Here is a 19,604-nt window from a genome sequence, read left to right as displayed (position 1 = left end):
AGAATGTTGACACGATCTGCCAGCGCGACCGCCAGTGGGCCGGGCTCGCGCGATGGCGCCGCCGAGCTCACCGCGATCAAGCCGCCGATCACCATGCCGACGATAATGTGGACCACAAGGATGCCGACATCCCGCCCGACGAGTTGAAGCTGGCCGGCATGTTCGCGGAGCCACCGGGCCGCGAAGACTTCCAGTTCCTCGATGTTTGATGGAAAATAGGCCATCGCCCAGGTCGGGAGATGGACGCGCGCGGTATCGATGATCTCGGCCATCTTCTTGAGGAGCGTCACGACGTTCTCCGAACCGCCAGTCAATTGCGACATGCCGCTAAAGATAGCGGCTATCAGGAGCGTGAAAATCAATGCCACCAAGGTCAGCGCAAGGCTTTTCGTCACGCTGTTGGAAACGCCGATTCGATGGAGCATCGGTGCGGCGAAATGAACGAGATTGAACACGAGAAGGCCCGAAAGCAGTGCCGGAAGCAGCCCGAGTTCGAGAACGGCGACGAGCGCAATGAGCGCGAGCAGACACGACGCGAGATAGAACCGTGAGAAAGTCAGCACTTTTCACCTGCAGAAGCAGCCAAGTCCTCTCCGGGTATATTAGTTGTGTGCGTCAAAGGCTCTCGAAGCAGGTCATGGCGATACGTCCAGGGCCGTCCTCCCCGGACCACGTCACCCGCTCAAGCCGGACGAGTGCGGTGACTTTGGCGCCGACGGTCAGCTCCTGCTGGGCGCTGCCCACAAGATGGATGCCGTTGGCGACAATTTCCGCACGGTTGCCGTTGATGGCGGTGACCACGCCGTCAAGGCGATTGCTGGCACCCATGAACTCTGCTGCAAACAGGCTCTTCGGCTTGTTGTAGATTTGCTTGGGTGTTCCGTCCTGTTCGATCTGGCCGCCGTTGAGCAGCAGGATGCGGTCGGCGAGCGCCATCGCTTCCACCTGATCATGGGTGACGCACAGCGCCGATAGCCCGAGATTGGTGATGAGGCGGCGCAGCCAGATCCGCGCTTCTTCGCGTAACTTGGTGTCCAGATTTGACAGCGGCTCATCGAGCAGAATCACGTTCGGCTCATAGACCAGCGCGCGGGCCAGCGCCACGCGCTGCTACTGTCCGCCGGAGAGCTGATGCGGATAGCGTTCGCCCAGGCTTCAGCCCTGTTACCGTCAGCAGTTCAAGCCCAATCATTTGAGTTTTATCGCCGGGCTGCGTGTGGCGTCTGCCTTCATGTGATCTGCGCATCCACGCCAAGAATGGGGCGCGTCGGTACATGACCCGCGCTGCAAGCCAGGCTGGACCACGCACTTTGCCGCATTCAACGTATTCGACCGCACCGTGATCAGTCGCTAGTAGATGCACCACCATCGCCATCAGGGGATTATGCTTCTGGCGATCGTGATGCTGATAGCGATTGCGCAATGCCATCATTTGCGCTTCAGAGAAGTATCCAATAGCGTCATTAAGAGGATATCATGCCGACAGGCGATGGCAGTTTGAGCGACATTCTTGGAATCTTGTCGGTTCTCCTACTCGTGGCCGCAAACGGCTTCTTTGTCGCCGCCGAGTTTTCCTTGGTCGCCGTGCGCCGAAGCCGAGTTGCCGAACTCGCTGCGGCTGGGCGGCTGAACGCGGCAGCGCTCCAGCGGGCCGTCGACAATCTCGATGCCAATCTGGCGGCGATCCAGCTCGGCATCACCATTTCATCGCTGGCACTCGGCTGGATCGGCGAACCTGCTCTCGCGCATCTCGTCGAGCCTCTCTTGATCGGGCTGCTCGGGTCGTTGGCGAGTGCGGGCTCACACACTGTCGCCGTCGCGATCGCTTTCATCATGATCACCGCGCTTCACATCGTGCTTGGCGAGCTCGCACCAAAGAGTCTGGCGCTCCAGCGCAGCGAAGACACTGCGCTCTGGGTCGTGCGTCCGCTCGGTCTGTTCCTCTTTCTGCTCAGGCCGGCGATTCTAATGCTGAATGGTCTCGGCAACGTCCAGATGGAGGATCCTGCGGTCACGGCTCGGCACGACAATGCGGAACTCGGCGTAACTGGAATGCACCTGATCCGGCTCCGCAATGACCGACTGGCGCGCCACATTATCAAGCCCTTCGTACCGAATGTGACGCTTGCCTCACCAGTCAGCGCGTCATAGGCACGACCGCGATGGCTACGCGTGGTGCCGCGCACCTCGAACATGTCTCGGAAATCGGCATCGAAGTCGACACGGACCGGCAACGCAATCTCGCGCGCGAAGTAGTTGGTGAAGTAATGCGCTTGAGCAACGGGGGGTCTTTGCGCGAGCCAGTTATCCGATCTCCCGCTCAGAAATTTCAACCAAATATTCCGGCCTCCTGATGGAACCCATTCGTTGCTGGCGAGTTGCGGCTCATTGGGACGGACTTCCCGAACATGACAACGAGCAACAAAGCAGACCATCAGTCTGTCTCCGAAGCGTTTCGGAAACTGATCCGTTCCGAAGGCTATCGTCATCACGTACAAACGTTCTTAAATCTGGGGGTCGAACCAGAACTGCCGCCAACCCTACAGTCATTACTTGCGGCTATTGATCGGGCCAAACAGGGGCCGACCGAAGAAGGTCCCTAGCCGGCTGGCTGAGCGTCAGGTCAAAGAGTATAGAGGCTCGCTTCGTGGCTTGTCCCCCTGATTCCCACTCAGAAGTTATCAAACATTCTTCTTGATTTTTCCGACAGAGGATCATGAATGTTCCCTTGGGTTCTCGCTGAGGTGGGAGGCCTTGTATGAACGTTTGGACGAACTGCCGACCCGACAAAGTGACTGCCAAACACCTTGTTCACGAGCTGATCCTACAAGCCGGCTGCCGAAGCGCACCCGTCACGCCTTGTTACGCGAGCGCTGGACGATGCGGCCCAGAATCATCTGCGTGAGGAGCTTGGCGACAAGGCTGCGACCCTTCAGCATTACCGCATCCACGACTTTCGCGTGAAATGCGAGACACGCCTGGCGCATCTCGGCTTCAACCAGGAGGTCCGCTACGCGGTGCTTGGCCACGTAAAGCCGGGATTGCAGAAGACCTACAATAAGCACGACTATCTGGCAGAAAAGCGTGCCGCATTGCAGACCTGCAGCGAGCACCTAATGGGCATCGTGCAGTGACCGAATGCCCGACGGGCAGCCACCAAATGAACGAGACCTACCGTTTGCGGCGGGAAAGACGGGTGCAGACCTAAAGGTTAGACCATCCTGGGTGGAGGTCCTCCCTCATGCTGCCAATACTAAACTAAAAGCAACGGCTGGTCGGCGGGCGAGCCGGTATCGAAGCTTAGATCGCGGGCATCGGGAGCAAAGAGACGTGCGCGTCCGAACCGTGGTTTGTAGTGACAAAGCAGGGTAGACACGGCGCGAAACACGGGAATCCCGATTTCCGCGCGGGTCATTTCGGCAAACCACAAATCGATTCCTCTATGCGCCAAGGCGTTGAGTACGTCCGATAGGTCACGTTCAACCGCTGGATGAGGTAGACTTGGCGCGACGTGTTGGATCGGGGCCATATTCAGAGGTGGCGTTTTCATAGAGGCTTTCTCTCGCCATCGCGACCAAGCGCCAGCTTCGTCGCCAAGCGCTCGTGAAGCCCCGAGCGAAATCTCCATCTGAAGCATCTCCGTCAAGGCAGCTGTCGCAGCGGACTGTAGGTTTTTGCCCGCAGCAAAGCCTAGCGAGACGTCTTTGCCTTCCGGTTCAGCAGAAGCGGCGGCAATCACCGGGATGTTGATGTCCGAGGTAATGTCGAAGAGCCACGTTCGACGCTCGCGATCCCACAGCCAATCAACAAGAGCATCGATGCCCGAGAGACAGGACGGATCAATTATTTGGCGCTGCCTTCTTCCATACCACCAGCGACCTGTCGCATCCCTCTCGACTAGCTCCAAGATAGCCGCCAGTTTCGCGGCGTCCGCACTAGGTCCTGCAGCGCACCCACTGCTATCGCCGATGGCGACCGCGCCCTCCTCGCCGGCCTCTTTCCGTCCTATGAAAGCAAAGTCTGCTGGTATGAACGCCCCTTCCCCCCCAAATGCATCTTCAACCTTCAGCCAGTCCAGCGCGGCAGATTCATCCCTGATCGGCGGTCGCCAATCAAAGCCAATATTTTCTTTGTTCCATACATCGCGGGCGACGAGCTGATGGGAACTGAAGCCGTTCAGGCTTTCAGGAGCGATTGCCGCTGACCCGATCTCGTCGACTGTAGCGGTGATCAACGGCTCATCACCCCATGAGCAGCAACTGAAGAGTTCGGCTGCCTCGCCAAGGCAACTCGCTCGGCAGTCGCCCATGCTCAATCCTCGGCCGCTCGCCAGCCTGCCAGTTTCGGGCATTGCTGAGCGCGGCGTTACCGGCACTTGCAACAAAACATTCTTAGGGATCGCGATAGCGAAGTGAGCCGGAACATCCGTCACAGGCAGGTTAATCACGTCGAACAGCTCGCCGACTCTGGCGAGCTCGCTACACCCATCTATGAAAGCATTTGCCATCAGTTCGTTGTATCGTCGACTAAGCCTGCATTGGGGAGCAGAATAACACATTCGACAGGGCATCAGCGGCGACTATGCAAGCGAGATCGGAGCGAGCGACCCTTAAATCAATCCTGTTTGCGGATCTGGCTCAATATAGCCAGCTAACCGCGGCCGACGAACTTGGAACACTGGATCTCGTTTCGCAGTGTTTCCAACTCTTCCAAACCCATTGCGAGGAATTCGGCGCCGAGTTCATCAAGACGACCGGCGACGGGGTCCTGATACTGTTCGACGGTGTATCGAACGCCATCGACTACGCCATTTTCATGCAGGGTAGCCTAGCTGACCTCCTAGACAGCAGAGCGTTTTACAGTCGGTTCCGGATCGGATTGCATATTGGAGAGGTTCATCGCCGTGACGGCGACGTGTTCGGCCATGCGATAAACGTGGCTGCTCGGGTGCAGGCTATGGCCGAGCCAGGCGGTGTGTGTGTCACGCAAGACGTCTATTGGGCTGCCCGCAACACCGGGCGGTGGCGGTTTCGGTTCGCCGGGCGGCCCGCTTTGAAGAACATGCCTGAGCCGCTGACGCTCTACAACGTGGTTGCCTCCAACCTTGCTGATGTCCTGGACAACGGCCATCAGCGACTGATTTCGGTCATCGATGGGCTTGGCCTTTACAGGGAAGATGGCGAAGCAATCGCATTGCGTTCCCCGAAAGCGCAGGCACTGATTGGATACCTCGCACTGTCCCGCAATTTTCAGGAGGTGCATGACCGGCTGGCTACCTTGATCTGGCCAGACCGTGGCCCGGTAGCCGCTCGGCGTGCGATGGCGAACTGCCTACAGATCGCAGAAAGATCAATTGCAGGTGGCTCCAAGGCAGGAATTCTCAGACGCGGAAATATTATCGGGTTGAGCCCCTCGCGCATAACCGTCGATGTCGTTCGCATGTTGAACGATCTTGGAGAGGGCAAGATTGACGACCTGCTGCTCAAACGATCGGATTGGTCCGAGGCGATTTTATATGGCTTAGAAGACACCAGCGACCTATTCCGCGCATGGCTGAGTGTGACCAGGCACAACTGGCGTGACCACGCATTGGAGGCCTTAGAGGCCATGCTGGAACGCTTCGAGATATCCGAACCTGCAATGCGCAGGTCAGCAAATGCCATCTTAGTCCTCGAACCTAGCCATGAACGCGCTGCGCGCTGTCTCATCCGCCACCATGCGGAACTGCACAATGTCGCCGCTGCAATGCGCGTCTATGAAAATCTGCGCGATCTTCTGCGCGAACGATACCAGTTGCTGCCTAGCATGGAAACGACGGCTTTGGCAGAGGCGCTTAAGGGTCCGGGCCCGCAATTGTTGAGCAGAGGGAAACCACCGCGGCCGAGCGGACCCGCGCCAACGCTCGCGGTCGGAAAATTCGAGACGCGAACTAAGAAAATCTCTCTTCTGGTATGGGGATTCCGCTCGGAACTAATCGTCAATTTGTCCAAATTTCGGGAGTTCACAGTCATCGAGTTGAAGGATGCCGCGATCGAAGGTCCCGACACGGACTATCTACTGACGGCCCAATGCGTGGACTACCAAGATGATATGCAATTGGTCGTATCGGTAGGCGATCCCAACACGAACCAAGTCATTTGGAGTGAGTCTTTTAGGTTTTCGCTCGGCAACTGGCTATCTCTGCAGAAGCAGTTAGTCGGAAAGATCGCTTCCACTCTAGAGGTTTACCTTTCACATGACAGGCTGTCCCGGCAAGTCAGGGGCCTCCCGCAAAACCTCGGTGTTTATGATGCTTGGTTGCGTGGCGAGGATTTACTAACTCGCTGGACACCAGATGCCGACGACGAGGCCGAACGGCTGTTCGAAGGTGCAATCGTTGCCGACCCGAACTTCGCTCCCGCCTATGCCAGTCTGGCCAGCATCCACAATGCACGGCAGTTCATCCGACCCGGAATTGCTGCCGATCCTTCCATAACCAAGCGGACAGCTGAACTGGCCCAGCGCGCTGTGGCCCTCGATCCCCTGGACGCACGCAATCATTTGGTCGTCGCTTGGTCAACAGCCATGACCCGACACTTCGAACAGTCGGAAGTGCACTACGAACTAGCCGCTGAACTCAACCCTAACAGTCCGAAAACTTTGGTGTCGGCCGCTCTGGGTATGGCTTTCATGGGCCGCGTCGATCCAGCTACGCAGTTCCTAGAGCGTGCGATGGTTCTGACATCCATGTTTTTGGACTATCAATGGTCTCACATCGCGGTAATCCGCTATTTTGCTGGGGATTTCGAAGGCGCTGTAGAGGCGGCCGACCGGTCGAGGAATGCAATCGTCGACACCGCCGGTTGGAAAACTGCCGCCCTGCGCAAGCTGGGCAGAACGGATGACGCTCGTGCGGCCCTTATGCAGTTGCACACGTCTATTACTGCGGCCTGGGCAGGGCCCACGCCCCCGACGCCGAAGGACATCTTGCGCTGGTTTGTAGAAGCCTTCCCCATCAAGCGGGACGAGGATCGGCGAGATCTGGAGCAACTATGCCAGGCAGAATGATCCTCGCAAACAATAGCGCGATCCGCGCTCACCTTTGAGACTGGTCGTTTCGTTTTGGGGACAAGTGAGGTGTTGACTGGCTCAGTGGGCCATGGCGCGATCAATGGCCGGCGGTCCCCAAGCAGGTCCCGCCGGCTGATCTAAGGCCGCCTCAACGGCAGCGGGTGAGCAGCATCAATCCGAACAGGAATTTGCAGGCTTGGTCGACTTCTGGCGATGTACCGGCCCCGTATAGCTCACTAATTGCCTTCACGTGCTCAGACAGGTAGCCAGCATCCAATGGAGGGTCGCCCGATTCAATCTCAGGCAATACTATATTATGCTTGCCGAAAGTGACGCCGGGTTTCTTTCTCCCGTCAGGTACGATATTAACCTTACAGTTGTTGCTGTCAATTTGAACGTTTGTTTCTGGATTCCTGGTAAGTTGATATATGATATAGTTATTACCTGCGTACTGTTGAAGTAAATCAGATTTTTTCTTGTCAGACTCACTTTCGAAATTGGTAAAATCATTGATCACACCGGTAGCAACATTGATATACCCTTGTTTGCTCGGTACGTTCACATTGGTATTATTATTGTCGAATATCTTAAGCTTTGCCATCTGCTTCCTCCGCTCTTGAAAAATTGGATCTCAAGTAAGTTCGAGAACTCAAGCCGGCTCGGTCCGGTCGCGCGCGCTCTTGAGAATTCCGAGCACTGCAAAGAGGATTGCCCCGCCATACCGCGCGGCGGCGCCAATACATAAGCATTGCGTTCCCCACCCGCGGTGGTGGAGCTAGTCCGCGGGGCGAAGGCCAACGTCCGGCCAAGCTATCACTCCAGGCACAGTGCCATCAAGTGACGGCCGAGCATCACTGAAGGCAGACCGACGTCTTCAGTGGACGAACGGAGATCGCTGAAAGGCCAGGAGCCAGAAACAGGAACTTTCGAGAAGCTCCGACATGGCAGTCTCGCGCTCCTTCAAATCTTCATAACGCCGCATAGCGCTGCCGCTCATCGGCACGGTGACGGTCTCGCCCCGCAAAAATCCGGAGAGTTCTGCAGGCTGGCCCATTTCGCGTCTGCCTTCGTTTCCGATATGGGTGAATCGGGTGCCCGTTTCACCTGCATGGCAGCCATTGCAGGTGGCGAGCGAAAACTTGCGGCGCGTCTCGGAAGGCTCGATTAGGCTGTCGAGATTCGGGGCCGACCAGAAGAAGCTTTCAAACAAGGTCTTTGCCGCGCCACCCAGGAACGGGTCGAGATCGTCCGGAAAGCGCTCCCGAACAACATGCCGGTCGTTGAGAATGTCGGCTTCGTTGATGACGAAATAGTCCAGTAGGATCCCGCTGCCATTGAATCCGTTGTCCGGCGTCTGCTTCACCGGGACAACGTCGAGCAGGCCGGTCTCTTCAAGGCGGAATTCGCGCATTTGCCAACCACTGGCGAGCACATTCTCGTTGGTCCTCATCCGACTGAGCGAACTCGCATTGGGAAGTTGGCTCGGTTTCGATCCGTGATCGGTGAAGGCGCGGGTAACGGATTCCAGTGCCTGATTATAGGCAGCAGTGCCGACGCCAAACTGGTCAAGATCTTTCCAACGTCGTTGCCATGCCTTGACCTCTATGCAGGAATTGGCAGCGATGCCGTATTCGAAGATCACTGTAAAGCTCGCTGGCGTACAGGAACCGGTCATCAAGCCGAATACCAGCCGCCCCTCTCCTGCACTGCCCCCGGCGCCGAAACCGATACGGTCTGCAAGGTCGGGTCGATTCACTATGGCGAGAAGCCGCGCCGGGAAGTAGTCGATGTCGAGCAGCCCGTTGGGGGACAATCCGCGCCATCCGTCGATGAAATGTTGCAGCTGCTGATGGTCGCGCGCGGGGACGATCCAACCGTTGACCTCATGCGGGAGTCGCCAACTCAACAGCCAGTGCAGTGTAAATTCCTCAGGCGTGAGGCCGGTGTCATATGCCAGCTCGCGCATCAGGTGGCCGAAGCTCCACGGCCCGCCGGGCGAGCCGGTTCCGGTGCAGGCATCGAAGCTGCGATCGCCATCCTCGACCACGTCTTTCGCGGTAATCAGCAGCGAGCGATCACGGTCGATGGCGACGCGCGGTGCGGGCGGCGGAAACGTGGTGAAGATCGGGAACTCGAAGAGATATTCGACCTTGAATTGCTTGCGTTCCAAAGGGTCGAATTGGGGGCCGGGCAGGCGCTGGAACGGTGTTGTCGCGACGTTGATGTCGAGGGCCTTTGCGGCCCTCAACGGGTCCTGGAAGTCCAGCAGGCGCGCTGCCCGCTCCGCCTCCTGGCGCGCTGTGTTCAGGATTTCAGGCGTTTTGAGCTCGGCATCCCGGATCGCGTCAGCCGCGGTCACGATGTCGCGCGGCCCTCGACGGATTAGGATGTCCTGGCCTGGATCGCGCAGAACGTCGATCGTCGCCCTAAGGCCAGCGCGCAACGCTTCGAACTCCGCCGTCGTGTCAAACTTGAAACGCGCGCTGAATACGCCGTCGCCCTTGACTCGATCCGGCCCGGCGCCATCGTCGCGAAATGTGACGGTTCCTTCCTCCATCGCCAATGAGAGCTCCGCGACATTGGATGGACGAGCAGTCGCGATCTCGCCCCGAACCATCCCGGAATCTTCCGTCAAAAATATGCGCAGCTCGGTGACATTGTTGGCCAGCGTTGCGGCTGAAGTATCGGAAGGCGATCCGATGTTGGTTTCCTGCGTCGGGGCGGCGACAGCCGTCGCCAGCAATAGAAGCGACGATAGGAACAGTCCCGGCCATTCCCTTAGCAGCGGCAACAAAGTAGTGCTCCCCGACTTGTGCCATTTTCGCTCTGCAGATTATCTGAAGATTGACCAACGCGACAGCGGCTTGGGTGATAGGCCTTAGAGCAAAACGCTTTTCTGGCAGCCTGCGCACTGCAACTGGCGCATCTCGGCTTCAACCTGGAGGTCCGCGACGCGGTGCTTGGCCACGCAAAGCCGGGATTGGCGCACCCGACAGGATTCGAACCTGTGATCTCTGCCTTCGGAGGGCTTTGGTTCAATCTCTTGCCGACGCATTCCGCATTCCGCCGATGATTGACGTATTGAGGTTCATGAAGGGCTTCGCGCAAAATATGCGCCCTAATGCCCGGCCTCGCACCAGACATTACACGAAAAAACCGCCTCCGTTAAACCGAGACGGTTATCGTAATATGACAGAAGTGGTTGCGGGGACACGATTTAAGGCTGCAAACCGCCCTATATTGCAAAGTAGTCGAGTTAGCAAACGAATTCAGTGGCCGCACTGTATTGGCGGTATCCCTCTCCCGCTAGCGTCTTTAAACTGTACGGCCCGGAGACATGGGTAACAGTTTGTACCTAACGGGCAAGGACGGCAGTCCGCCTGTGGCGGAAGAACAGCGGAGCCCTATGATAGCCGCGGAGGGAGCGGCCGTCCGGTCTTTGGTGGGCTCGACCCCGTTACCAAACGTGGCCCATGGGCTCCTGCGGACTTGAAAGTGGTGACGCCACATGTGGCGATCCCGATTAGGAAATTGATATTTTCGCGCAGCCCAGCCCTCCAGCCTTGCTAAGGAGGAGTATGCCATGACGCGCAAGACGCAGCCCCGCCGGAAAAGAAATCTCACCCTGGTCAATCCCAATGCAGCTGCCATCGACATCGGAGCCACCATACTTGTGGCCGCGGTCTCGCCCCGGTGCGATCCCGAGCCGGTACGGACATTCGGAACCTTCACGGCCGATCTGCATCGCCTCGCCGCATGGCTTGAGCAGTGCGGAGTCAAGACAGTGGCGATGGAGTCGACCGGCGTTTACTGGATCCCGCTCTTCGAGATCCTTGAGCAGCACGGGTTTGACGCAATCCTGGTCAATGCCCGCGAGGCCAAACAGGTCCCGGGCCGCAAGAGCGATGTCTCCGATGCCGAATGGCTACAGCGTCTGCATAAATATGGATTGCTGCGGGCCAGCTTCCGGCCAACCGGCGAGATCGCGACGCTGCAGAGCTATCTGCGCCAGCGCGAGCGGCTGCTCGATGCGGCGGCTACCCACATCCAACACATGCAAAAGGCGCTGACCGAAATGAACTTGCAACTCCATCACGTCGTCACGGACGTGACGGGCGCCACCGGGCTGCGCATTATGCGGGCCCTTGTGGGGGGCGAGCGCGATCCGGACAAGTTGGCCCCTTACCGTGACCCACATTGCAAGGCTTCAGCCGAGACTCTTCGGGCGGCTCTCGTCGGCAACGATCGGGAGGAGCATGTCTTCGCTCTGGCGCAAGCGTTGGAGCTATACGAGATATACCAAGTCAAGGTGGCCGCGTGCGATGAGCGGATCGCAGTGGTTTTGGAACGCATGAAGGACGCCCATCCGGCGCCGCCAGCGGCGCTACCGCCTCCCCGCTATAAGCGGCCACAGGCCTGTGAGCCGGGGGTTCCAGTGCGCGAGGCCCTGCATGCGATCCTTGGCGTCGATCTTACACAAATCCATGGGATCGGGCCATACCTGGCGCTCAAGCTGGTCAGCGAGTGCGGCACGGACCTCTCGGCTTGGCCGACCTCCAAGCACTTCACCTCCTGGCTGAGCCTAGCGCCGCACAACAAGATTTCCGGGGCAAGGTGCTGTCGTCGCGCACGCGCCGCTCCTGCAGTCGAGTGGCGGCCCTGCTGCGGCTGGCGGCGACGGCGGTGGGGCGCACTCAGACGGCGTTGGGCGCCTTCTATCGCCGCTTGGCCTCCCGCATTGAAGGCCAAGGCTGTCACCGCGACGGCGCGCAAGATCGCCGTGTTCTCATCTACAACGCCCTTCGCCATCGCATGGACTACGCTTGACCCAGGAGCCTCTTATTACGAAGAAGGCTACCGGCAGCGGGTTCTCAGCAACGTCCGGCGTCGTGCCAAATCGCTTGGATATGCACTGCAGAGGATGGAGCCCACCCCTGCTGCGGCTGTTTCTTAGGAAGACATGGGTGGACACCCTCGTGCCGAACGGGTTGTCGATGGTCTACAAGGTCCTCTGTTCCAAGTCGATATATCCGAGATCATAGTGCATGAAGGAGACGAGCCAAATGCCGTCGTCGACTTCGGTGATTCCGAACCTCTGGCCGGCGAGCACGGTGGAGATGTTGATCTTCTTCCTGTGCATGCAGATGCCGCCGCAGGGCGGCGCTCCTCCTCGCTGTGTCTCGCCGCCGCCACTTCATTGCCAGGCAGCCGGAGGGCAACAGCCCGTGGCCAACTCAGTGGTCCGCGTCCGATCCCACGGCTGATCTCGCAACGCGGTCGGCCTTTCCGCGCGCATAGCTAGGCATCTTGACTGCAATGATGGAGAGAATGCCGATGACTATGCCGGCGATTACATCTATTAAATGATGACCGCCTTCAGGCAGAGTGGCCACGATCATGGCGGTATTCACCATAGCCAACACGACAAAGAGTGGCCGGATGGTCCGCGCGGCATAGACCACTGCCAATCCAAGTGTCGTGTGGAACGACGGGAACGTGACGAGCCCTGTGCCTTTAGTCATAATTAGATCAAACGGCTCGCCTGATCGCAGCGCCATAAGCACATTATGGTGCCACATTCCGGCATCAGTGGTGAAGTTCGAAAATAGCCCGGGCGCCGGCTTGAAATAGGCATAAGCGCCTTCAGCTGGCGCCAACGCCATCAGAGCGCCTGTGAAGACCGAGCCAACCGCTAGAAGAGCCACAAACTCCAGTGCTCGTTCTCGTTGGTTTCTCACCGCGTGGACTAACAAAACGAGCGGCATTTGAAACGCCAGCGCGTGATAAGCAAAAACCAGGACGGATGCTGTAGTCGGCTGGTTGGTCGTGGCCAGGAACCACTGCCAGTCGAAGCCGAGGCCGGAATCGATAGAAGCTAGAACCGGGTCCGCCAGCGGCCTTGAGGTGGCCGACGCCAGGTACATGAAGACGGTGGTTGAAATGGCGAGCGGAATGAATGCTGCTGCGGAAACGACTACGATTCTCAAGCAGCCACAAAGATATTTGATTACGCTGGCGATTGGGCTTGTGTCAGATCTCAATCTATGGAGCGCAATTGCGGATGCCATCCAAGATGCGCTGAGGACAAGGGCCGCCTTGCTTATGTCAATCCAGTTCCTGGGTGAAAAATCGACTGTAGAAAATGGCAACCAAAAAATGTCAATCAGCCCGAAAAGAGCTGTGACCAAGGCGACAATTGCTAAGTGATTTCGAGTTCCAACACCTAGGTCAGCGAGTGAAGCATTCCTAACGGCACCGTGTAAGATCACCAGGCACACCCTTACATCCGTAGACAGCAGATCAGCATGGGGCACAGTCACTGCCATCGGCACAATGAGGATAAAGATGGGATGAGCATTGGCGTGGTCTGTCCATAGGCGTCGTATTCGGGGAACGCCGCTCCCAAGACCCTCTCCTCGTTCACGAGCCGCCGATATTGGAAAGCGAGGGCAATCGCGCAGATTGCGACGGTCGTCCATGTCGCATTGCCGAGAAGAATGCCGAGCAGGACGATCGCTTCGCAGACGTAGAGCGGGTGCCGCACGATTTGGTAAGGGCCTCCCGTGACGAGCCGTCTGGCCTGCGCGGTGATGCTGAAGCATCTGCCGAGCCACCACAGGCACAAGATGCAAAGCACGAAACCAACTGTGGTGGTCAGGTCCGCAAGAAACTCGACCTGCGGACTTGGCCGTGTGCTAGGGACCGCAATCAAAGTTGCGGTGGCAAAGCATCCAATGAGCGCAGAGATTCGGGGTTCGATTCCCTGCGCTGTTCCCAGGGGCGGAAGACGCGCCACTGTCATCCCAACGACGAGCACGAGAAAGCCGAGAGCGGCCACATCTGCGGTGAGATCGACAATCCACGCCACAGTCCATTCTGCGCCGGCAAGAGCTACCAAGAATGTTGCGGCCTTCAAAGTCGCACAGAACGTGAAGTAAAGTGTCATCGTTGCACGCCCGATGAAATCACGTATCTCTGGTGGAGGGAGCTTCATTGATTCTGCCCTTCGGGATCACTGGATAGGCGAGTTGCTCAACGTAAGTTGATGGAATCGGATCATCGACGCCATAGCGCTCCGGGACAGCGTTACCGGGCAGGTACATCGTTCCGAGGAGCGCATCGATCAATGAAAGTTGACCTGCGAAGTTCTTGTCGTATGCGGCGCGCTCGTGAGCGTGATGCCAATGATGGAACTGGGGTGACGCGATCAGCCACCGAAGCGGGCCGATGTTCAGCCTGACGTTGGCGTGCAGCAAAAGTCCGTGGACGTGAAAAATTAGTGCAAACAGGGCGATCGCCGAGCTGCTGAAACCCAGCAGATATACAGGCACGAGCGACGCGCTCTTTGTCAGAGCCTGATCAACAGGGTGAACCCTGTGCGCTGCCAACCAGTCCAGTTCTTCAATGCTGTGATGAATCGAATGGAAGCGCCACAAAAAGGGAACGGCGTGAAAGGTGCGGTGGGCCAGGTAAAAGCCAATGTCCGCAATGACAATGATCTCTGACACCTGGAGCCAAACAGGTTGCGATGATACTGCGCTGCCGACGAAGGCCGGCACCAGCCGCCCCACCGTACTCGTTGCGAGCGTGATAGCCGCGATCAGGCCAAGGCTTATCGGAATCCCATTAAACAGCGCATAGATGAGATCGTTGAAGAAGGCTTTCCTGAATATCTTTTGACGGGGTCGCAGAGCGAACAGGTATTCGATCGGAACGAAGATCAGAACCGCAATTAAGAGCGCTTTGATATTCAGAATGTCCATACGGCGTCCCGCCGGCAAGACGCAATCCAAGCACTTCGCCAATTTGAGCGCAAGCTAATGGTTTCTCACAGGTTAATTGAAAATTTAGTTCGCGCGCCAAACATGTCAGGCTGAGAGCCCGCCTAGAACCGTGCGTTGCCATAAATCTGAAGCCCTAGCGTGCAGATAGCAGCGATCGAGATCGGCACGCCGAAGGGGACGACGCCTTTGCGATCCAGATGCTGAACGTGGAGGCGGAAGGCGCCTTCGGGCAGCATGAAGGGATTCTTCACGACCAACGCGGTCGCAAGCGCGAAGACCAGCAACAGCACGGAAAACACCAGGAGCCCGCTGCCGCCGATCAGAAACGAAACCACCGCCATCAGCTTGACATCGCCGGCGCCGACCTTGCGCATGGCCCAGAATGGGAAAAGCGCAAGGAACAGCAGAAGGCCGGCAAGCGCGCTCAGGCCCATGTCCCACCACGACCCGGTCAGGATCGACATAAACTGCAGCGAACCCAGCCCAAGACACAAAAGCAGCAGCACGTCGCGGTTAGATATCTTTTGGGTCGTGAAGTCGAGCCATGCGATCCTTGCCAGCAAAGAAACCGCCAGCCCCTCCATCAGCAGCGCTCCGGCAAGCAACATGCTAGCGCCTTACCGTTCGAGATTCTTCACGCTGGACGACAGCAGCCGCAAATTGTTGGCGACGGTCGGATCGTTGGGAGCCAGTTCGTATGCTTTAAGGAAATTGCTGCGCGCGTCCTGCAGCTTGCCGCGCAGCAGATAGGAATAGCCAACATTGTTGTAATATTCGGGCGTAGGCCCAATCAGCCGGAAGGCCTGGCCATAAGCCCTGTCGGCGAGATCGAAGCGGTGGATGCGGTCGCTGCAGGCGGCGAGGCCCAGCCACGCGACACCATCGTTGGGGGCAAGTTGCGTCGCCTTGTAGAACAAGGCGCCCGCATTGCCATAATTTTCCGAGCGGAACTGGTTCTTGGCTTCGGCAACGGCTAGGTCCGAGGCATAATATTCGACGTCGCTGACCGTCTTCAGTCCGTCGAAGGCATCGCCGAAGGCAGTAAGCTCCACTTTCGCCGGCTCGTTAGTGCGGACGACTCCCGTTGGGTCCGTCGCATTCGACTGACAACCGGAAAGCACGACAGCCAGCAAACTGGCAGCGGCAACGAGGCACATTGGCCTTGTCATTTTATCCCCCAAGGAATCTTTCCGATCCCGCCCCTGACCAAAGCACATCCCTGTCTAGAAGAAAATGCCCTTCATTCGAATGATCACCGGAAGCATCACGACCATCATCACAACAGGAAAGATGCATAGCCCCAGCGGTATCATCATCTTGACAGGCAAAGCATTGGCGCGTTCCTCGGCGAAGAGAATTCTTTGCCCCCGCATTTCGTCGCTGTAGACGCGCAAGGCATCCGTCAAACTGGTACCGAGCTCTTCGGATTGACGGAACAGCACGGCCAGCGCGCGCGCCTCCTCCAGCCCAACGCGGTCGGATAGTTCGCGCAGGGCCTCGCGCAACGGCTTGCCCGCGCGCAACTGAAGATTCATGATCGCGAGTTGGATGCCGAGCCATCTATGGGTGCCAGCCAGTTCGCTGCCGACACGCTCGACAGCCGCTTCGAGGCTCATGCCGGCATCGGCGCAGGTGATCATCATGTCCATGAAATCCGGAAAGCCGCGACGATAGATCTGCTTTTGTCCCTTTTCGAACCGATCGAGAGCGATGCTCGGAATGACGATGCATCCCAGCCCAAGCAGGGCAGAGCCTGCAAAGGCGACAAGACCGGGAAGTTCGGGTGGCAATATCCGCGACAGGAGCGCGTACGTCGCGGAAAAGCCAAGACAGACCGCGCCAAGGCGCGACAGAGTATAGATCAATGGCGCGCTTGACTGATAGAAGCCGGCGCGAAATAGTTTTGCGTCCAGCGCGCTGGGCTCGTCGCGTTCCTTTTCGATCGATCTAAAGTAGGCGTCGACCGGCCGCTGTGCTGAAATCTTAGCCAGTTCTTCCTGGCCCAAAAGCGAGCGGCGGTCGGGAATGCCCTCTGCCATCAGGCTTTGCGCAACCAGTTTCCTCGTCTGCAGCGCCGGCAAGAAGACGAGCGCGCCAACCAGGAAAAGCGCTACGGCCGCCAGGAAGACGGCAATGGACACCAGCAGGCTCACATCCTGGGTCACAACTCTATAGCTCCGCTCCCTCAAAAATCGAAATTCACCATACGGTACATGATGAAGTCGCCGAGCAGCGCCCAGAGCCCGAAAACCAGGAACACAGGCATGATCAAGGGGCTGCCCCACACATCACCGTAGTAGCTGGGGGCCAGGCCCGTGAGGATGGCGAGCATCAAAAGAGGAAACAGGGAAATGATCCACGCGGACATTCGCCCCTCGGCAGAGAGCGCCCTAATCTTCAACCTAAGTTTCTGCCTTTCGCGCAGCACCACTGAGAGATTCGACAGAATCTCGGTAAGATTGCCGCCTGTCTTGGCTTGAATCGACAGCGACACTGACAGCAAATGCAGACCTTCGAAACCGACGCGTTGCGAGAGTTTTCGCACCGCGTTTTCAAGGCTGAGGCCAAAGGTGATCTCGTCTGAAACAATGCCGAATTCGGTGCCCAACGGATCAGGCATTTCTCGTGCGACAAGGCTTATAGCCACGGAAGTCGGATGACCGGCACGCAGCGAACGCACGATCATCTCAAGGGCATCCGGCAATTGCTTCGCGAATTTCTGGATTCGCGTGGCGCGCGCGCGACGGAGAACCAGAAACGGCAGGACGAATCCGATGAGCAGAAGGATGATCAACGAAACCACGGCGGAGAAGTGCAGCAGGAATGCAAATACCAGTGCCAGGGCAAGTCCACCGAGAGTAAATGTCGCGACGAACGACAGCGGATTCCCGGTAATGCCGGACTGGGTGTACAGCCTGTTCAGGCCAACAGCATTGAAAAGAAAATCCCCCGAGCTGGTAAGCCCACGTTCTCGCAGCAATCGCTGCAAGGTCTGTTCGGCCGGAGCGTCATCGGCGAGCCGCTTCAGCCGACGGTTGATCGTGCTGACCGTTGAGCGCCGCTTGGAGTAAGTCACATACAGAGCCTCGGCCGCGAGGATGAGCGACGCAGCCGCCAGTACATAGATGAAGTAGAGCAATGTCTGGCCGGTCGGCATTAGAGCGGGACCTGTGGGTTGAACGCGTCCTTGGCGAACTGATGGCCAAGGGTCGCCGCCTCCTGGGCAAAGCGCGGACGAATGCCGGTCGCACGAAATTCCCCAACGATCTGGCCCTCTGCAGTCACATCGCGGCGGACGAAATGGTAAAGCTCCTGAACCTGTACGACATTGCCTTCCATACCGGTGAGTTCTGATATGGAAACAACCCGCCTTCCACCATCGGAAAGCCGCTGCGTCTGCACAATGACGTCGATGGCCGAGGCAATCTGAGCCCGTATTGAATCGTGGCTCATCGGCATACCGGCCATGCCGACCATCTGTTCCAATCGCGATATCGCATCCCGGGGCGTGTTGGCATGAATGGTGGTCATTGAACCTTCATGGCCGGTGTTCATAGCCTGCAGCATGTCGAAGGCTTCCTCGCCGCGCACCTCGCCGACGATGATGCGGTCCGGCCGCATGCGAAGCGCGTTTTTCAGCAATTCGCGCTGGCGAACTTCGCCCTTTCCCTCAACATTGGGCGGACGCGTCTCGAGACGGCCCACATGCGGCTGCTGCAGTTGCAGTTCCGCTGCGTCCTCGATGGTGATCAGGCGCTCCCTGGCTGGGATGTAGCTCGACAGGGCATTGAGCAGGGTCGTCTTGCCGCTGCCTGTGCCGCCCGAAACCAGGATCGACTTGCGGGCCTGCACGGCAATGCGCAACAGGTCGACCATCGGCTGGCGGATCGAATTAAACGCCATCAGGCGTTCGAGCGAATAGGGGTTCTTGGAGAACTTGCGAATCGAGACCAGCGGGCCATCCACCGAGATCGGCCGCACCGCTATGTTGACTCGCGACCCATCTTCCAGCCGCGCATCGACCATCGGCGCCGATTCATCGACGCGCCGGCCGATAGCCGAGACGATCTTGTTGATGATACGTAGCAGATGGGCTTCATCGCGAAAGCGGATCGCCGTCTCCTCTATGACGCCACGCCGCTCTATGAAGACTCGCTTGTGGGTGTTGATCAGAATATCGGAAATCGAATCATCCTTGAGCAACGGCTCGATTGGACCCAGCCCGAGCATCTCGTCAGCTGTGTCGCTGGTCAATTGGTCAAGTTCGCGGGCGTTAAGCGGCACGTTGCGAGCACGAACGAATTCCCGCACGATGGGGCGAATCTCGTTCAGGATTTCCTCCTTGGACGCACTTTCAAGGGCGGTCAGGTTGAAGCGATCAATCAAGTGGCGGTGGAGTTCGACCTTGAGCGTGAGGAAATCATCCCCCGGCGATTCGAAGTCCGCAGAACGGGAGAGTGCGGGCACTGCCGGCACGATCGGATCGAGCTTCGGCTCGACCCGCGGCTCGCTTGGCCCTTTCGTGAATCGGCCCAGCATTTTGCGCTACCCCCCTTGGACACGCGTTGGGGGAACCTAAACGTCAACCCCGCAAGACGGCAGCACCAAGCACTTCCACGAACTCAATGCTCTTGCACAGTTAACACTTAGGTCAAAAAAACATCTCATCTATTCGAAGGAGGCGTCCGGCCGTAAGTATACAAGGGCCTGCCAAAACATCCCTTGTATCTTTTTGGCCACAAAGGCGCTTTATGGGCTCGCACAACCCCT

Annotated in this window: 16 protein-coding genes and 4 pseudogenes; 5 read left to right on the top strand and 15 right to left on the bottom strand. The window is 58.0% G+C overall.

Annotation, left to right across the window (positions count from 1 at the left end; translation table 11 throughout):
* Positions 1-563 (bottom strand): annotated as a pseudogene (locus NKH93_RS31695) (hypothetical protein); the annotation flags it as partial.
* Between the two features lie 52 nt (positions 564-615).
* The gene (locus NKH93_RS31690) at positions 616-1,104 is read right to left on the bottom strand and encodes an ABC transporter ATP-binding protein (RefSeq protein ID WP_352975118.1); all 489 of its coding nucleotides are present in this window, start codon (positions 1,102-1,104) and stop codon (positions 616-618) included.
* 372 nt (positions 1,105-1,476) lie between these two features.
* Here NKH93_RS31690 and NKH93_RS31685 point away from each other — a divergent pair.
* Positions 1,477-2,019 (top strand): annotated as a pseudogene (locus NKH93_RS31685) (CNNM domain-containing protein); the annotation flags it as partial.
* A gap of 140 nt (positions 2,020-2,159) precedes the next feature.
* Here NKH93_RS31685 and NKH93_RS31680 read toward each other — a convergent pair.
* Positions 2,160-2,435, bottom strand: a pseudogene (locus NKH93_RS31680) (glycogen debranching N-terminal domain-containing protein); the annotation flags it as partial.
* A 525-nt stretch (positions 2,436-2,960) separates the two neighbouring features.
* Here NKH93_RS31680 and NKH93_RS31675 point away from each other — a divergent pair.
* Entirely contained in the window at positions 2,961-3,134 is a 174-nt protein-coding gene (locus NKH93_RS31675; RefSeq protein ID WP_352975116.1) for a site-specific integrase, read from the top strand.
* A 119-nt stretch (positions 3,135-3,253) separates the two neighbouring features.
* Here NKH93_RS31675 and NKH93_RS31670 read toward each other — a convergent pair whose 3' ends face one another.
* Positions 3,254-4,507: a YcaO-like family protein gene (locus tag NKH93_RS31670; protein WP_352975114.1), complete on the bottom strand. Its 1,254-nt coding sequence runs from the start codon at positions 4,505-4,507 to the stop codon at positions 3,254-3,256.
* A gap of 74 nt (positions 4,508-4,581) precedes the next feature.
* Between NKH93_RS31670 and NKH93_RS31665 the strand changes: the two genes are divergently transcribed.
* Complete coding sequence (locus tag NKH93_RS31665) at positions 4,582-7,047, top strand: adenylate/guanylate cyclase domain-containing protein (protein WP_352975112.1); 2,466 nt, start codon at positions 4,582-4,584, stop codon at positions 7,045-7,047.
* Positions 7,048-7,198: 151 nt separating this feature from the next.
* On the opposite strand, the gene NKH93_RS31660 is transcribed toward NKH93_RS31665, so the two are convergent.
* Positions 7,199-7,651: a hypothetical protein gene (locus tag NKH93_RS31660; RefSeq protein WP_352975107.1), complete on the bottom strand. Its 453-nt coding sequence runs from the start codon at positions 7,649-7,651 to the stop codon at positions 7,199-7,201.
* Between the two features lie 273 nt (positions 7,652-7,924).
* Positions 7,925-9,793, bottom strand: a complete 1,869-nt coding sequence (locus NKH93_RS31655; RefSeq protein WP_352975104.1) for a choice-of-anchor X domain-containing protein — start codon at positions 9,791-9,793, stop codon at positions 7,925-7,927.
* 840 nt (positions 9,794-10,633) lie between these two features.
* Here NKH93_RS31655 and NKH93_RS31650 point away from each other — a divergent pair.
* Positions 10,634-12,004: an IS110 family RNA-guided transposase gene (locus NKH93_RS31650; protein ID WP_352975102.1), complete on the top strand. Its 1,371-nt coding sequence runs from the start codon at positions 10,634-10,636 to the stop codon at positions 12,002-12,004.
* Between the two features lie 45 nt (positions 12,005-12,049).
* On the opposite strand, the pseudogene NKH93_RS31645 reads toward NKH93_RS31650, so the two are convergent.
* Positions 12,050-12,205: pseudogene (locus tag NKH93_RS31645) on the bottom strand (transposase); the annotation flags it as partial.
* 79 nt (positions 12,206-12,284) lie between these two features.
* Positions 12,285-12,974: a phosphatase PAP2 family protein gene (locus tag NKH93_RS31640; RefSeq protein WP_352900669.1), complete on the bottom strand. Its 690-nt coding sequence runs from the start codon at positions 12,972-12,974 to the stop codon at positions 12,285-12,287.
* On the opposite strand from NKH93_RS31640, the gene NKH93_RS31635 reads away from it, so the two are divergent.
* Complete coding sequence (locus NKH93_RS31635) at positions 12,973-13,257, top strand: hypothetical protein (protein ID WP_352900667.1); 285 nt, start codon at positions 12,973-12,975, stop codon at positions 13,255-13,257. The two genes, NKH93_RS31640 and NKH93_RS31635, sit on opposite strands and share 2 nt — an antisense overlap.
* A 109-nt stretch (positions 13,258-13,366) precedes the next feature.
* Here NKH93_RS31635 and NKH93_RS31630 read toward each other — a convergent pair whose 3' ends face one another.
* The 7 genes from NKH93_RS31630 to NKH93_RS31600 form a co-directional block, all read right to left on the bottom strand.
* The gene (locus NKH93_RS31630; RefSeq protein ID WP_352975092.1) at positions 13,367-13,996 is read right to left on the bottom strand and encodes a methyltransferase family protein; all 630 of its coding nucleotides are present in this window, start codon (positions 13,994-13,996) and stop codon (positions 13,367-13,369) included.
* Positions 13,997-14,015: 19 nt separating this feature from the next.
* On the bottom strand, positions 14,016-14,813 hold the full coding sequence (locus NKH93_RS31625) for a sterol desaturase family protein (protein WP_352975088.1): 798 nt from the start codon (positions 14,811-14,813) through the stop codon (positions 14,016-14,018).
* A gap of 122 nt (positions 14,814-14,935) precedes the next feature.
* The gene (locus NKH93_RS31620) at positions 14,936-15,442 is read right to left on the bottom strand and encodes a prepilin peptidase (protein ID WP_352900658.1); all 507 of its coding nucleotides are present in this window, start codon (positions 15,440-15,442) and stop codon (positions 14,936-14,938) included.
* Positions 15,443-15,451: 9 nt separating this feature from the next.
* Complete coding sequence (locus NKH93_RS31615; protein ID WP_352900655.1) at positions 15,452-16,003, bottom strand: tetratricopeptide repeat protein; 552 nt, start codon at positions 16,001-16,003, stop codon at positions 15,452-15,454.
* A gap of 54 nt (positions 16,004-16,057) precedes the next feature.
* Positions 16,058-16,999 carry a type II secretion system F family protein gene (locus tag NKH93_RS31610; RefSeq protein ID WP_352900653.1) on the bottom strand — a complete coding sequence of 314 codons (942 nt, stop codon included), beginning with the start codon at positions 16,997-16,999 and terminating at the stop codon, positions 16,058-16,060.
* Between the two features lie 20 nt (positions 17,000-17,019).
* A complete protein-coding gene (locus NKH93_RS31605) occupies positions 17,020-17,991 on the bottom strand; it encodes a type II secretion system F family protein (protein WP_352975081.1) in 972 nt (323 codons plus the stop codon).
* Positions 17,991-19,373, bottom strand: a complete 1,383-nt coding sequence (locus NKH93_RS31600) for a TadA family conjugal transfer-associated ATPase (protein ID WP_352900648.1) — start codon at positions 19,371-19,373, stop codon at positions 17,991-17,993. The genes NKH93_RS31605 and NKH93_RS31600 overlap by 1 nt, the downstream gene beginning before the upstream one ends.
* Positions 19,374-19,604: the final 231 nt, after the last annotated feature.

The sequence above is a fragment of the Mesorhizobium sp. M0954 genome, assembly GCF_040319155.1.
Taxonomy (GTDB): Bacteria; Pseudomonadota; Alphaproteobacteria; order Rhizobiales; family Rhizobiaceae; genus Mesorhizobium.
This window is presented reverse-complemented; position numbering and strand designations above follow the sequence as displayed.